The sequence below is a fragment of the Burkholderia sp. Bp8963 genome (genome assembly GCF_003854275.1).
GTDB lineage: Bacteria > Pseudomonadota > Gammaproteobacteria > Burkholderiales > Burkholderiaceae > Burkholderia.
This window is the reverse complement of record NZ_QTQP01000013.1, coordinates 1-13,672: the sequence shown is the minus strand read 5'-3', so window position 1 is coordinate 13,672 and position 13,672 is coordinate 1. Positions and strand designations below refer to the sequence as shown.

Below are 13,672 nucleotides of genomic sequence, written 5' to 3'. Positions count from 1 at the left end.
CGTCGAAGGCGCGTGTCAGCGCGTCGGAAGCGCGAAGTAGCGGAATTCGAGTGGCGGCATGTCATACGCGCGCCGGAACGCGCGATTGAATTCGCTCGCGCTCTTGAAGCCGAGGCTGTATGCGATCTCGACGACGCGTTTATCCGGAAAGTTGCGCAGGTCGGCGGCGGCCTGCATCAAGCGGCGGTTGCGGATATAGGCGGCAAGCCCCCCTTCGTGCTCGAACATCCGGTACAGCGTTGGGCGCGACAACTGCGAAACGCGCAGCACGCGCTCGGGCGTGAGATCGGAGTCGTGCAGGTTGGCGTCCACGTACCGTCGCAGCGTGCCGATGACCGCAGCGCGCGCGGCAGCGCGTGCGTTTCCGGTCAGTTGTGCCTCTTGGCCGAAGGCCGCCGCGATAAGCAGCGCGCAATTGTGCATCGCGTTGTAAGCGTCGCTTGCGCTCATCCGGGGCAGGTTCCGCTGCAGATCGCTCAGTTGCCCGGGAATCAGGCGCGCGAGCGGCGAACGATATTCGATGACACGGCCATGAATCGACTCGGGCTCCGGAATGACCGACTCGATGAGCGCGCGGGGGACGAATAGCGCGAGCAGATGGCATCGTGCGCGCGTCATCGACATGGGCTGGCCCATGTCGAGCGCGAGCACGCCTGGCGCCGATTGCGTTGCAATCCGTTTCGGATACAAGCCGGTCGAGGTTTCGATCATGCCTTCCACGGCCACATGAAAGACATACCGGCGAACGGCATCGGTCGATATGCGCGAGGCCGAGCGTGTCTGGGAAACGGCGTCGGTGCGGCACGCCATGAAAGTCAGATCCGCGCTGCTGTAGCTGTCGATCGAACCCTGAAAGCCGTTGTCGAGTTCGGCAACGGAAATCGGTACGTCGAGGAAGTGCCCGATCCGCTCGCGCCAGGCCGGCAGCTGTTGCCGGCGCTGCGTGTGGTGCGTGCTGAAGAAATCATGGGCACATCGAACGAGTGTCGGTTCGTCAGCCGTGAAATCGGTTGTCGCGTTCACTTGTGGCGCGGGATTGAGATCTTCGGCCAACACTTTGCTATGTGAGGCGTCGCTCAGGCTTTACTGCGCTACTGCGCCCGTCAATGCGTCGTCGCTACCTTCTTCGAGCGAAATATTCCGGGTCTCGCGTCCCTTGATCCACCAGATTGCTGCGGCGAGCGGGCCGGGCAGCGCAAGTGCCAGCAGTACGAGCAACGGCGCGGAAGGCGTGCCCGTCGAGCTGAAGGCGCTGGTCAGCAGAAGCGGTGTAATCATCGCGCCCACTCGACCGAAAGCAACGGATACGCCCAAACCCGACGCGCGCAGCCTTGTCGGCAGGATTTCAGCCGAAACCACGTAAGCCGATATGTACCCCCACGTCACGCCAAACTGGATGAGGCAGTAGCCGAACACCATGGAAGGCAAGGATTTTGCAAAGAACACCAGCAGAATGGCAAGCACGGTGAACGTGTAGCTCGTGAACAGCGACGCGCGACGCCCCCACGACTCAAGCACAAGTGACGCCAGCAGGCCGCCGAGCAGTGCCGCCAGGTTGCCGAAAATATAGTAGATCGGCATGGCAGCAGTCGGTACTTTCATGTACGGCAGAATAACGAGCGCCATCAACGACAGTACGCCATATACAACCGCGGCCTGCGAGAAGTTCAGCGCACTGGCGAGGCTGCACGGACCGCAATAGCGTCCAGCCAGTTCACCAACGTTGCGCCAGAACGTCGGGTGTACCGGCACGATCACGGTGGGTTCATAGCGTTTCTGCGCCGCGGTCGCCGCGCTGTTCCCCGCGCCCTTTGCGTATGCAGCAATTTCATCGACGATTGCTTCAGCTTCGGCCACGCGACCTTGCTGCAGAAGCCAGCGAGGCGATTCGGGAATCACGCGGCGAATCCAGAAGAAGATCAGGGCCATCGTGGTACCCAGGCCAAAGCCTACCCGCCACGCCAGGTCGGGCGACAGGTGGTTGAGCGCGTAGTACGAAACAATGGCCGAGAGCACGGCGCCGAGCGGAAAACCGGACAGGATCAGCGAGTCGGTACGGCCGCGATTGCGGCGCGGAATGAATTCCCCCATGGTGGCCGTTACCGCCGAGTATTCGCCGCCCACGGCGAGCGCAGTCAGCGCGCGGAATACGAGGAAGGAGTGGTAATCCCACGCGAAGATGGTTGCCACGCTGAACGCGGCATACCAGAGGAGCGTGGCCAGAAACAGGCGTTTGCGGCCGTAACGATCCGCCAGGTAGCCGAACGCGATCGCGCCGACCAGAATGCCGAGCACCCACACGCTCACTGCCAGCGAGCTTTGGGCCGCATCCAGGTGCCAAAGGGCCTTGATCGTGCCGAACACGCTGCCGATGATATTGGTTTCAAACGAGTCAAGCGTCCAGCCCACTCCCAACGCGACGGTCAGCAGGGTGTGGAAGCGGGTCCACGGCATGTGATCGAGCCGGGTCAAGGCGTCGGTCTTGATGGTGGTTCGGGATGTCATGTCGATATGCTCCTTTCCTGATTCTATTTGTGATTCGTAGTGCGAATTAAAATGAAATATTGACGACACATTCGAGCTATGCCGCGCGGGTTAATTGGCCATGGCCCCCCCGTGGGACGGCGGACCATTCCGCGCATCAGCGAGAAGCACGTGGACCATGCCGTCCCGAGCGATCGAAACGCCTTCTGGCATGACGTTTTCCACTCGTTCCATCAGCCATGTATCGAGCGTGTGGGATGCATGAGTCATCCAGGTGCGTACTGGCCGAAGCTGCTCGACCAGCGCACATGCGGTATCCCAGTCGTTGTGGTTGCCTGGCTGCGCGCTTGGCGGGAACGAACAGTCGAGTGCCAGGGAAAACGGTCCCCACGCCTGCAGCCAGTCCAGCGTGGAAGGCGGTATTCCGACCGTGTCCGTCAGATAGGCAAAACGCTCGCCGTCAGGCCCTTCGATCGCATAGCCGAACGTCGGTTTGGAATGGATCAGCGGCAGCGCCGTGAAACTCAGGCCGCCAATATCAAACGAGCCGAATTTTTGTGCCTGATTGAATATGAGCAGGCCAGGGTTGCGATACAGGTCGGCGCAGCCGTTGCTGTCCGGCGGAGCCCAGGTCGGGACGGGTTGTCCGACGCCCCAGCGTAGATGGAACAGCCCTTGCACATGGTCAGGATGAAAATGCGTGAGCACGATCGCATCCAGACTGCCCGCAGGAAAACGCTCGGTCAGATCCATCAACCCGGCATCGACCAGAACGCGTGTCGTGTCCGTTTCGATCAGCGCGCTGCACGGACGACGTACGCAAGCCGGCAAGGCTCGCGCTCGCGTACATGCCGGGCAGTCGCAGCCGTAAAGTGGTACGCCACCGGCCGCTCCCGTGCCGAGGAAGGTGACTCGCATCATGCTTGCCCCGCGTAACGGAGAATCAGTGAAGTCAGTGCCTGCCCGCCAAGCTCGAGATCACCGTCATTGCGGATGATTGCGGCTTGACCGGACAAGTGTTCGAGCAAGCGGTTGCGCGTCAAGCGCTGCTCCACTTGCTCGATGGATTCGCGGCCGCGCGCCAGAAGGCGTTCACGCAGCATCGAATCCTGCACCGTGATTTCGACCTGCACAATGCGCGGATAGCGCATGCGTGCCTGCGGCAGGTACTCGCGGGATCCGTTCATCACGACGGTCAGCCCCTTGTCCAGCCAGAGATCGATCTCGACTCCGATGCCGTATCGCAATCCATTGCTCGCCCATTGCAGCGCAAACAGATCCTCGTTGCTACGTGCCGCGAACTCTTCCTGGCTCAAGGCGATGTGATTCTCGCCGCCGGCATCGGCCGCGCGCGTGATGTATCGGTGAGCGAAACAGATCCCGACGTGGACGGACAGCTGTTCACGCGCATAGCGCAACAGGCTGTCCTTGCCGCTGCCGGACGGGCCGCTTACATAGATCAGGTTGCCGGGCATCGGACTGGCCTCAGTGATGCACGCGGCTCGCGCCGAGTACGAGCTTTCCGCGCGACCATACCTGATCGGCATGCGGCAAGCCGCCCACACGCTGTACGGCGACCAGATCGGCACGCTGGCCCACCGCGATTTCGCCGCGATCCTTCAGCCCGGCGGCCCGCGCGGGATTGCGTGTCACAAGCGCTACTGCGTGCGCGAGCGAGATATCTGCAAGTTCCGGCAGTTTGAATGTCGCCGGCAGCAGCGAGGCGGGCGAGTAGTCGCCGCAAAGGCAATCCGCCACGCCTGCCAGCACCGCGTCGAGCGCTCGCATATTGCCCGACTGCGACTTGCCGCGCAGGATGTTCGGTGCCCCGAACAGCGTGGCAATGCCGCTGTCGCGTGCGGCCTGCGCCGCTTCCAGATTGATCGGGAACTCCGAGATGGATGCGCCGAGATCGCGCACCACCTTGACCTTGGCGGCCGAGTCGTCGTCGTGGCTCGCAATCGCCACGCCCGACTTGCGCGCCAACGCGGCTAGCTGCTGCATGCGCTCGATCGCGCCCTTCGCGGCCTCGGCCTTCTGCTTCATGATGTCGTCGAGCGTGGCGTCGTCGGCGTTGTACACGCTCGCAAGGTACTTGCGGAACGACTCGATGTCGCGAAACTGACCCTGTCCGGGGCTATGGTCCATGAACGAGATCAGGTCGATCACGCCTTCTTCTGTCAGTGCGGCAAGAATCGGCAGGGCGGTGACGTCGGTTACCTCGAAGCGCGCGTGGAACTTGTTGTCGATCAGCGCATGCGCTTGCCAGGCGTGGATCGAGCGACCGATTTGCGCGGCCGTTTCGTTGTTGCGCACGCCAAATTCGCGGTTCGCGAAGGACAGCGCATGAAAAACCGTGGTGATGCCTGCAGATGCGTTGCGCTTGTCGGCCTGCGCGCAAGCAAAGTCGAACGGAAAATGCACGCCCGGACGCGGTTCAACCTCCTTTTCGAGCGAGTCGCAGTGCAGGTCGATCATGCCCGGCATCAGGACATGTTCATCCAGGTCGATCACGGTCGCCCCGGCGGTATGTTCGGGGTCGAGAGCGCCGATCTTGCCGTCCTCGATGAGCACGGCGAGTTTTTGGCGCACTTCGTCGGCGAGAACGACGGTGGCGTTCGTCAGGAGTTGGCGGCTCATTGTGTGGTCGCTTCAGAATGAGATTGGCAGACAGCCGGCGGTGCCAGTTCGATCACCTGGTCGGCGAGGCGCGTCACCAGGTCGGGATGGTGGAAGATCGCGAGCATCGCCACGCCTTCCGCCTTGATCCCCTGCAGGATTTCCACAACCTTGTCGGTCGTGCCCGGATCGAGGCTGGCGGTCGGTTCGTCAAGCAGCAGCAGGCGTGGACGCGCAATCAGGCCGCGCGCGAGGTTGACGCGCTGCTTTTCGCCACCCGAGAAGGTCGCGGGCGGCACTTGCCAAAGACGCTCGGGCACGTTCAGCGCATCGAGCAGTGCACGCGCGTTGTCGCGCGCTTCGACTCGCGTCGCGCCGCGCACGAGCAACGGCTCGGCCACGACATCGACGGCGGCCTTGCGCGGCAGGCAGTGCAGGAACTGCGTGACGAAGCCGATCTCGTGCTTGCGCAGCGCGAGCACGTCGTGCTCGGATGCTTGCGCGAGATCGACCGTCTCGCCAGTCGCGGTACGGAACGTCAGGCGCCCTGCACTCGGCAGGTAGGTACGGTAGATGCACTTGAGCACTGACGACTTGCCTGCGCCAGTCGGGCCGATCAGCGCGGACAGGCTGCCCGGCTCGACGGCAAAGGAGACATTCGCGCAGGACGGGATGGTCTTGCGCTGGTCGTGCAGCGTGAAGTGCTTGCTCAGTTTTTCAACAGTCAGGATCGCGGACATCGGTTCACCTCAGAGCGCGGAGGCCACAAGCCGCTGCGTGTATGCATGCTGCGGGTCTTCGAGGATCTGGTCGGTCAGCCCCGACTCGATGATCCGGCCATACTTCATCACGATTGTGCGGCCCGCCAGCAGGCGGATCACGCCGAGATCGTGCGTGACGGCGATCATCGCGGTGCCGAGTTCCTGCTGGATTTCGAGGATCAGATCGAGGATGCGTGCCTGCACGGAGAGATCGAGGCCGGTGGTCACTTCATCGAGGAACAGCAGCGGCGGACGGGTCGCGAGTGCCTTTGCGATCTGCACGCGCTGTTGCATGCCGCCCGAAAACGTCTTCGGCGATTCGTCCATGCGCTCAGGCAGTACCTCGGTGCGCAAGAGCAGGCTGCGTGCGCGTTCGCGGATCTCGCCGAACAGCGTCACGTCGTTCATCAACAGACGCTCGGCGATGTTGCCGCCCGCCGACACGTTGAAGTTCAGGCCGAGGTGCGGGTTCTGGTACACCATGCCGAAACGATGATTGCGCAACCAGCGCTGCTCGGCGGCGTTCGCTGCGAACAGGTTGCAGGCGTTCCCGTTATCGAAGAAGCGCGCTGTACCGGCGGTCGGCTTTTCGTCGAAGTACAGCGTCTTGACCACCGTAGACTTGCCCGAGCCCGATTCACCCATGATGCCGAGGATCTCGCCAGGCTGCAGGTCGAAGCTGACGTCGTGGGCGGCCACCACCGAACCGCAATGCGGGCAGATGTTGGTGTCTTGCTCAGGCCCGGTGCTCTCGACGCAGCGCTCGCAGCCTGTGCCGTGAATCCTGGTCAAGCCGCGCACTTGAAGAATGGGGTTCACTGCGCAGCTCCTCCGGTCGTTGCATTGGCCTGCTCGTGGGTGTGACCGTTGCGATAGTGGTTGCAATAGTCCGAATCCGAGCATTGGTAGGACTTGCCGCCGTCGTCGCCGATGATCTCGTCAAGAAAGCTCTCGGTCGAACCGCAGCGCAAACAGGCACGCCGTTGGCCGTGCACATCGCGGAAGTCCTCGATGCGGAAGGGCACGTCGTCGAACGCGAGCGGATCCGCGTGCGTATAGGGCGGCACCGCGTAGATCTTCTTTTCGCGGCCCGCGCCGAGCAGCACCAGCGCGGCCGACATATGCAGTTGCGGCACGTCATAGCGCGGAATCGGGCTCGGGTCGATCACGTAATGACCATTGATGCGCGTCGGATAGCGGTGCGAAATCGTGATCTCGTCGAATTGCACGATGTCCTCGTAAAGCTTGGTCAACAGGCGCGAATAATCGCCCTCGCCATGCATGGTCTTGCGACGCGCCTCGGACGGCTCCACCACGACCAGCGGATCGGGATACGGCACCTGCAGGACGAGAATCTGCGCTTCTGTCAACGCGACTTCGGGTATCCGGTGGCGCGACTGGATCAGCGTAGCTTCACGGGTGTGCTCGGTGGTCTGCACACCCTCGCAGGTGAGTTCGACGAAGTGACGCAGATTGACCGCGTTGACCGAGTCGTCGGAACCCTGGTCGATCACCTTGAGCGTGTCGTCAGGACCGACGAGGGACAGCGTGAGCTGCAGACCTCCGGTACCGAAACCACGCCCCATCGGCATTTCGCGTGACGCGTACGGCGTCTGGTAGCCCGGTATGCAGATCGCCTTCAGAACCGCGCGGCGGATTTCGCGCTTCGCGTATTCGTCGAGAAAGCCAAAGCTGTAACCCGCTTCGTCGAGCGGCAGTTCGTAGAGGTCGTTCATCGCTCGACTCCTTGTGCAGCCTGTTCGGTCCGCTTGTTCGCGGCCTTTTCACGGGTCGTGCGCAGCCGATCCATGTCCGACTGGAACGTGACGTAGTGCGGCATCTTGTAGTGGCTCGCGAAACCCATCGAATCCACACCGTCAATATGCAGCAGCACGAACTCGGGATCCTCCGACGGATTGGTCGGACCGTTACGCATCCCGTTCTGCAGCGAACGGTCGAGCACGGCCATCGAGATCGCCTTGACTTCGTTGTGGCCGAAACATGCGCCATAGCCGAGCGTGAAGACGGGCGGGCCGTCGCCGTCGTCTTCATACATCGCCACCATCTCGCACTCGGTCATCAGGACCTCGCCGGCCTCGACCAGTTCGCCCGTGACCGGGTGGGGGATCCGCATCGGCACATAGCCCACGCGCAGCTCAGCGACCGTCGGGTGGACATCGCCATAGCCGCGCATGTTCGAGTACGCGATCGCGAGCAACGAGCCGGTTTCGGCACGCGCCATCGTCGCGAGCGCGGCGGAACGCGGCACCGGAAAGATCAGCGGATCGCGCGTGACATCGAACGGCTCAGCCTGCGATGGCTGGAGAGCGGGGAGCAGCCCTTCCGCGCGCAATGCATCCACGACCTTCGGGAAGGTGTCCGGCAGATCGCTTTCGTCGATCGAGTCGAGGAAGGTGCGTGCAACCGAGCGGAACGCTTCGGGCGATTCGTTGGCGAGATCGACGCGCATCAGGCGCAGCGCGTAGTCGTTGGTCGGGCCAAGCATCTGGCCGCCGGGAATATCCTTGAACGCGCTCGAAATACGGCGGATCACACGCATGTCTCCCGTATGCTGTACGGGCGCCTCCAGCAGTCGGGGCTTGGTCGAGCGATAGGCCCGCAGCGCAAACGCTGCTTCGAGCGTATCGCCTTGCATCTGCTTGATCGCGAGCGCGGCGAGCCGCGGGTGATACAACCCGCCTTCGGAAACCACGCGCGAGGTCAGCGAGCGGAGCTGGTGCTCGATCGTCTGCAGGGGCAGCGGTGTGCCGTATTCGCCCTCGGCCGTGCGCAGCGCCTCGACGGCACGCTCGGCGCCGTGGATTGCCTGGCCGCCACCCTTGATAGCGACATAACCCATTACCGGCCTCCCTCTACATCAATCCTGATCGTGCGGGGAAGGGCGACCAGGCTGCAGTCGCCCAGCAGCACCACATCGACGCCGAGCGGGAACGCGCTGTTCCACTGCTTGCGCAACTCCCACCACTGCGAGTCGACACCTGTCACCTGAAGCGGATTGCTGCCCTGGATGCCGGGGCCGCCGAGAAGCAGTCCGGAACCATGCTTGATCTCATCCACCACCAGCACGACGGTTGCGCCGTTCTCCGGGCTGTCGAGCGTACCCAAGGCAGGCTCGAAATCGGGTACCTGGCTGCCCGGCATCACCACGAACCGGGCGGCAGTTGCACTGGCAGTCTTTGCACCCAGGCGCTGGCGGTCTGCCGCGTCAATCAGCTCGCAGGGGTCGGCCAGCGTGGTCGCGGGATCGACCAAGGTGGCAAGCACGAGGGGTAGCACATGCGTGGCCTGCGTTTCGAGTTCGGCGATACGGCCGGGATAGGAAAACGCGTCCAGGATCCGGCGAAACGCACGCTGCTGGGCAAGTGGCGTCCAATCGGCCGGATGCGAGGCGATGCGCGTCTGCAGCTTATTCATCATCGTCCTCCTGTGCGGCGAGCAGCGAGAAATCCACGCGCGTTGCCGCCAGCAGCTTCTTGCGGTCGGCTGCGATAGCTTCGACGACCTGCTTGCCTTCATGAAGCAGCGCCACGGCGGCGTCATGGCCAGGCCAGGCGGCAGCCGTTACCGCGTCGAGAATCGCGAGCGCGCGAATCAGGCTGGTGCGGTCGTCCATGACGATCGCGGCGCCTTCAGCGTTGCCGCCTTGCGGGTCGGTCAGGCGCACATGCGCGTTGGCGAGCGGAATCTCGCCGAGGTAATAGGTCTCGCCCATGGCAGCGTCGGTGAGCGGCACCAAAGCGAGGCCCGATTGCGGGATTTCCAGGTCTTCCACCTGGTATCGCTCACAGAGGCGACGCGCGAGTTCGCGAATGTGCTCTGCAGGTACGTGCGTCCAGTAGCGCATCCAGTCACCGCGCGCGAGCGGCGGCGCACTTGAGTTCATGAGGAATCCTTCAAAATATCCGGATATCTAGACAAGTTGGTAAAGTTAATGAGGCATCTTGCCGGATCGCATGCGACCCGGAGGCCGGAACGCTTGGCCGTGGCGATGCCCCGATGCCGTGACTACAGCGAAATGCGCAACTGCACGCGGTCTGCCCTGAACCGGGAAATCACATACTCGACCGGGCGGTTGTCGCGCTCATCCACGTTCACGCTCTTGACCCGCAAGATCGGCCGGTTTTGCGGCATGCCAAGGATTCGCGCATCGTCTCCCTGAGGTAAGACTGCCGTTACGGCGCTATCAACGCGACTGAGTTGGCAGCCATACTCCGCGCTCAGAAAACCGTGCAAGGAGTCGCCTTGATAGCGGACCAGCAGATCGGGGAAGAGGTGTACCGGCAAGAAATGTGAAGTGACACACATCGGCTTGCCGTCCACGCTGCGTAACGTTTCCATCCAATGCACAGGTTCGCCTTCCACGATGGCAAGGCGCTCGGCAACGCGCATACTGGCGGGCAAGGTCTGCTTGCGAAGGATGCGGTTTCCGGCCAGCAAACCTTGGGCGTTCAGGTTTTCGCTGAAACGGGTCGTTTTGCCGATCTGGTAGTCAACCTGATTGTCGAGTACCAGGATGCCACGGCCATGGCGGCGCTCCACCAGACCTGCTTCGACCAGCTCATCGATCGCGTGCCGGAGCGTATGTCGGTTCACACCAAAGCGGGAGGCAAGGTCGGCTTCGGATGGCAGGTAATCGCCAGGGGAATAGAGATTGGCCACCTCCTGCTCCAGTTGCCGCGCAATTTGGGCATACAGGGACTCCCCATGCACTCGGCTGACAGCGTACAAGCTCATATGTGGTTATCTAGATATGTGACGTGCCAGAATTTACGCCGGCTCCATGACAATTGCGTGATGAGCTGGCCAACGGGGCGCGCATGTGGATCCCGCTCTCCTGCATGACGCCGCAACCGCCGGGCAGGAAAGCCGCCCCGGCGCGAACGCACACGCCCTCGAGTGCGGCCACGGTCTCGATTTCCAGACGGCGCATCGGTCGATACAAATTGAGGCACTTGCAACGTACTACTGTTTAGTCAAGGAGAAGAAGTGAACGTCCTCAGAATTGCTGCATTCTCCGACGGGGATGCCGGAGGTAATCCCGCGGGAGTCGTCATCGTCGATGAACTCCCGACGAGTACCGAAATGCAGGGGATCGCAGCCGAAGTGGGTTTCTCGGAGACGGCCTTTGCCGCTCGAGCGGGTAGCGGTTGGCGGGTTCGCTATTTCTCACCGACATCAGAAGTGCCGTTCTGCGGACATGCAACGATCGCCCTTGGCGCGGCGCTAGCGCTCAAGCACGGCGACGGTGTATTCGCCCTGGTCCTGAACCAGGCCGAGATTACGGTCGAAGCGTCGCGCACCGGCGACCTCGTTACCGCTGCGCTGCAATCTCCACGCACGCGCAGCGCCTCGGTTCCGGCCCCGCTCGTCTCTGCGGCGCTGGATATGTTCGGCTACACGGACGAGGACCTGGACGTCAGCATCCCACCCGCACTCATTCATGCAGGTGCAGATCATCTGCTGCTGATGCTGAAAAGCCGCCCGAGCCTGGCGGCGATGAAGTACGACTTCGATGCTGGCCGAGCGCTGATGATTCAGGAAGGATGGACAACCATTCTGCTAGGGCACGCCGAGACGCCGCAGCGCTTCAACACGCGCAACGCATTTGCCTATGGCGGCGTGTACGAAGATCCTGCGACCGGTGCGGCGACCGCTGCCCTTGCCGGGTACCTGCGGGACATCCGGTGGCCGCATGCAGGTGCCATTGAAGTCGTTCAGGGCGAGGACATGGGCATGCGCTCATGCCTGCGAGCCGACATCACGCCGGACTCCGGAAGTTCGATCCGCGTCTCTGGTACTGCGCGGCTCATGCAGTCCTGAATGGTCATGTTTTGAAAGGTGACGTGATGCCCAATAAGACCGGTGCTTCGACAGTCTTGACCTGCGCCGCCAACAGGCGCTAGCATCGTTCGCATGTTGAAATACGCCAATCTCCTCTCTTCGTCGATCTGCGCATGTTGTCACAATGTGCCAGGGGAAATTTGCGTCTAGCGAAATCGCTAAACATTGAAGCAATAGCCTTCTGGCCGCCTGTTATACGAAACAGGCGGCCTTTTTGTTTTTGAGCCGACACTTTCGGGACGGAGAAACTCGATGCCGCTTGCGTTGTATGACACCTGGTCGCGGACCATGCGCCCGTTCACGCCAATCCACGCCGGCCAGGTCGGCATGTATTGCTGCGGCCCCACGGTCTATGACGACGCGCATATTGGCAATCTGAGAACCTATGTGTTCGAGGACATTCTGCGTCGCGTATTGATGCGCAACGGATACGAAGTCCGGCACGTCGTCAATATCACTGACGTTGGGCATCTGACTTCGGATGCAGACGAAGGCGAAGACAAGATGGAAAAAGGTAGCCGGCGGACCGGGGAATCGGCGTGGGCCATCGCTCAGCGCTATACCGATGCCTTTATCAGGGACTGGCGCGCGCTCCACCTGCTCGAACCAACGATATGGTGCCGTGCGACCGATCACATCGACGAACAGATCGCGTTCATCGAAAAGCTCGAGCGAGCTGGCTACGTGTATCGGACGGCCGACGGCCTCTACTTCGACACCAGTAAGCAGGACGACTACGGCCATCTCGCGCGGCTGGACCGCGCAGGGTTGCAGGCGGGCAAGCGGGTCGCATTGGGCGAGAAGAAGAGCATGACTGACTTTGCGTTGTGGAAGTTCAGCCCGGCCAGTGTCAAGCGGCAAATGGAATGGGACAGCCCATGGGGTCGCGGCTTTCCGGGCTGGCATATCGAGTGCTCGGCGATGTCCGCAAAGTACCTCGGGACGTTGTTTGATATTCACTGCGGCGGCGAGGACCATATCGCGGTGCATCACAGTAACGAGATTGCGCAGACCCAGGCGGCCCACGGCACGCGTCTTGCGAATTTTTGGGTGCACGGGCACTTTCTGACGCTCGATGCCGACACGAAGATGTCAAAGTCGAGCGGCGATTTCGTTCGCCTGGAGACTTTGCAGGGCAGAAACGTCGATCCGGTTGCGTACCGTTACCTGTGCCTGACTGCCCATTATCGAAGCAAGCTGCATTTCACGTGGGCGTCTCTCGACGCAGCACGGACTGCCCTGAACCGACTTCGGCATCTCTATTCCGATTGGCCGAAAGGAGGCCGAGTCGATCCGGATTTCGCTGCACGGTTCGACGCTGAAGTGAACGAGGACTTGAATCTGCCACGGGCGCTCGCCGTGCTTTGGGATTTGGTGAAGAGTGACCTGCCGCCCTCGACCTTGAGAGCGACAGTGGACAACTTTGATACCGTGCTTGGTCTCGGTTTGCGCGACTGGACACCGGTTTCGTTTGACGTCCCGGAAGACGTCCGGGTGTTACTAAACGAGCGTGAGCGGGCCAGAGCGGAAAGGGACTGGGCAAAAGCCGATCAGATTCGCGAAACATTAGGTGCGCAGGGCTGGCGAGTCGAGGACACCAAAGAGGGTCAACGTCTGTTTGGAAGCGCTATGAACTCGACAGATGTCGGGGGGTGACAACTGGATCCGCGCCAGCCCGAGTGTGTTGCATTGACGGGTTGAATCTGCAGACGTAACCGGCCATCGAATTGTCAAAGATGAGCGTACCGTCATCGGCCATAGCTGCCACTCGTTGCCCCTACTCGCACGAGCACTTGATCGCGCGAAACCGGTCAATGCCCGATCGGAAGCGGCGAAGGTTGGCTTTCGATATCGAAGGTACCTCGGCCACCGGTGCGCGCGTCGCGCCGGACCGCCTGGGGCGCAAGGCCAATCCTGCGCATGAAGGCTTCGCGCATATGGCTGCA

General features: G+C 62.0%; 14 protein-coding genes. 2 read left to right on the top strand and 12 right to left on the bottom strand.

Translation table 11 applies throughout. From position 1 onward, the window contains the following. Nucleotides 1–15: 15 nt before the first annotated feature. From DID96_RS13210 to phnF, 12 genes are all read right to left on the bottom strand, one after another. On the bottom strand, nucleotides 16–1,023 hold the full coding sequence (locus DID96_RS13210; protein WP_124599768.1) for a helix-turn-helix domain-containing protein: 1,008 nt from the start codon (nucleotides 1,021–1,023) through the stop codon (nucleotides 16–18). Nucleotides 1,024–1,083: 60 nt separating this feature from the next. Further along, entirely contained in the window at nucleotides 1,084–2,505 is a 1,422-nt protein-coding gene (locus tag DID96_RS13205) for an MFS transporter (RefSeq protein WP_124599767.1), read from the bottom strand. 90 nt (nucleotides 2,506–2,595) lie between these two features. Next, nucleotides 2,596–3,402 (bottom strand): phosphonate metabolism protein PhnP, encoded by an 807-nt coding sequence (gene phnP / locus DID96_RS13200; RefSeq protein ID WP_124599880.1) that lies wholly within the window; start codon nucleotides 3,400–3,402, stop codon nucleotides 2,596–2,598. After that, nucleotides 3,402–3,959, bottom strand: a complete 558-nt coding sequence (phnN, locus tag DID96_RS13195) for a phosphonate metabolism protein/1,5-bisphosphokinase (PRPP-forming) PhnN (protein WP_124599766.1) — start codon at nucleotides 3,957–3,959, stop codon at nucleotides 3,402–3,404. Before phnN ends, phnP begins: the two co-directional genes overlap by 1 nt. A gap of 10 nt (nucleotides 3,960–3,969) precedes the next feature. Further along, nucleotides 3,970–5,124 carry an alpha-D-ribose 1-methylphosphonate 5-triphosphate diphosphatase gene (locus tag DID96_RS13190; protein WP_124599765.1) on the bottom strand — a complete coding sequence of 385 codons (1,155 nt, stop codon included), beginning with the start codon at nucleotides 5,122–5,124 and terminating at the stop codon, nucleotides 3,970–3,972. Then, a complete protein-coding gene (gene phnL, locus DID96_RS13185; protein WP_124599764.1) occupies nucleotides 5,121–5,843 on the bottom strand; it encodes a phosphonate C-P lyase system protein PhnL in 723 nt (240 codons plus the stop codon). Before phnL ends, DID96_RS13190 begins: the two co-directional genes overlap by 4 nt. Nucleotides 5,844–5,852: 9 nt before the next feature. Then, entirely contained in the window at nucleotides 5,853–6,683 is an 831-nt protein-coding gene (locus DID96_RS13180; protein WP_124599763.1) for an ATP-binding cassette domain-containing protein, read from the bottom strand. Further along, nucleotides 6,680–7,600, bottom strand: a complete 921-nt coding sequence (locus tag DID96_RS13175; RefSeq protein ID WP_124599762.1) for an alpha-D-ribose 1-methylphosphonate 5-phosphate C-P-lyase PhnJ — start codon at nucleotides 7,598–7,600, stop codon at nucleotides 6,680–6,682. The genes DID96_RS13180 and DID96_RS13175 overlap by 4 nt, the downstream gene beginning before the upstream one ends. Next, a complete protein-coding gene (locus tag DID96_RS13170) occupies nucleotides 7,597–8,724 on the bottom strand; it encodes a carbon-phosphorus lyase complex subunit PhnI (RefSeq protein ID WP_124599761.1) in 1,128 nt (375 codons plus the stop codon). The genes DID96_RS13175 and DID96_RS13170 overlap by 4 nt, the downstream gene beginning before the upstream one ends. Continuing rightward, nucleotides 8,724–9,299, bottom strand: a complete 576-nt coding sequence (gene phnH, locus DID96_RS13165; RefSeq protein ID WP_124599879.1) for a phosphonate C-P lyase system protein PhnH — start codon at nucleotides 9,297–9,299, stop codon at nucleotides 8,724–8,726. Before phnH ends, DID96_RS13170 begins: the two co-directional genes overlap by 1 nt. Next, nucleotides 9,292–9,768 (bottom strand): phosphonate C-P lyase system protein PhnG, encoded by a 477-nt coding sequence (phnG, locus tag DID96_RS13160; protein ID WP_260463879.1) that lies wholly within the window; start codon nucleotides 9,766–9,768, stop codon nucleotides 9,292–9,294. The genes phnH and phnG overlap by 8 nt, the downstream gene beginning before the upstream one ends. A 122-nt stretch (nucleotides 9,769–9,890) precedes the next feature. Continuing rightward, a complete protein-coding gene (gene phnF / locus DID96_RS13155) occupies nucleotides 9,891–10,619 on the bottom strand; it encodes a phosphonate metabolism transcriptional regulator PhnF (RefSeq protein WP_124599760.1) in 729 nt (242 codons plus the stop codon). Between the two features lie 252 nt (nucleotides 10,620–10,871). Between phnF and DID96_RS13150 the strand changes: the two genes are divergently transcribed. Beyond that, nucleotides 10,872–11,705, top strand: coding sequence for a PhzF family phenazine biosynthesis protein (locus DID96_RS13150; RefSeq protein WP_124599759.1), 834 nt, complete (start codon nucleotides 10,872–10,874; stop codon nucleotides 11,703–11,705). A 273-nt stretch (nucleotides 11,706–11,978) separates the two neighbouring features. Beyond that, nucleotides 11,979–13,382: a cysteine--tRNA ligase gene (gene cysS, locus DID96_RS13145; protein ID WP_124599758.1), complete on the top strand. Its 1,404-nt coding sequence runs from the start codon at nucleotides 11,979–11,981 to the stop codon at nucleotides 13,380–13,382. Nucleotides 13,383–13,672 lie beyond the last annotated feature (290 nt).

Bases quoted from the DNA above. Each gene is read 5' to 3' on its own strand.
- phnG (WP_260463879.1), bottom strand. From the start codon at position 9,768: ATGAACTCAAGTGCGCCGCCGCTCGCGCGCGGTGACTGGATGCGCTAC.
- DID96_RS13205 (WP_124599767.1), bottom strand. From the start codon at position 2,505: ATGACATCCCGAACCACCATCAAGACCGACGCCTTGACCCGGCTCGAT.
- phnH (WP_124599879.1), bottom strand. From the start codon at position 9,299: ATGAATAAGCTGCAGACGCGCATCGCCTCGCATCCGGCCGATTGGACG.
- phnL (WP_124599764.1), bottom strand. From the start codon at position 5,843: ATGTCCGCGATCCTGACTGTTGAAAAACTGAGCAAGCACTTCACGCTG.
- cysS (WP_124599758.1), top strand. From the start codon at position 11,979: ATGCCGCTTGCGTTGTATGACACCTGGTCGCGGACCATGCGCCCGTTC.
- phnP (WP_124599880.1), bottom strand. From the start codon at position 3,402: ATGCGAGTCACCTTCCTCGGCACGGGAGCGGCCGGTGGCGTACCACTT.
- phnF (WP_124599760.1), bottom strand. From the start codon at position 10,619: ATGAGCTTGTACGCTGTCAGCCGAGTGCATGGGGAGTCCCTGTATGCC.
- DID96_RS13190 (WP_124599765.1), bottom strand. From the start codon at position 5,124: ATGAGCCGCCAACTCCTGACGAACGCCACCGTCGTTCTCGCCGACGAA.
- DID96_RS13175 (WP_124599762.1), bottom strand. From the start codon at position 7,600: ATGAACGACCTCTACGAACTGCCGCTCGACGAAGCGGGTTACAGCTTT.
- phnN (WP_124599766.1), bottom strand. From the start codon at position 3,959: ATGCCCGGCAACCTGATCTATGTAAGCGGCCCGTCCGGCAGCGGCAAG.
- DID96_RS13170 (WP_124599761.1), bottom strand. From the start codon at position 8,724: ATGGGTTATGTCGCTATCAAGGGTGGCGGCCAGGCAATCCACGGCGCC.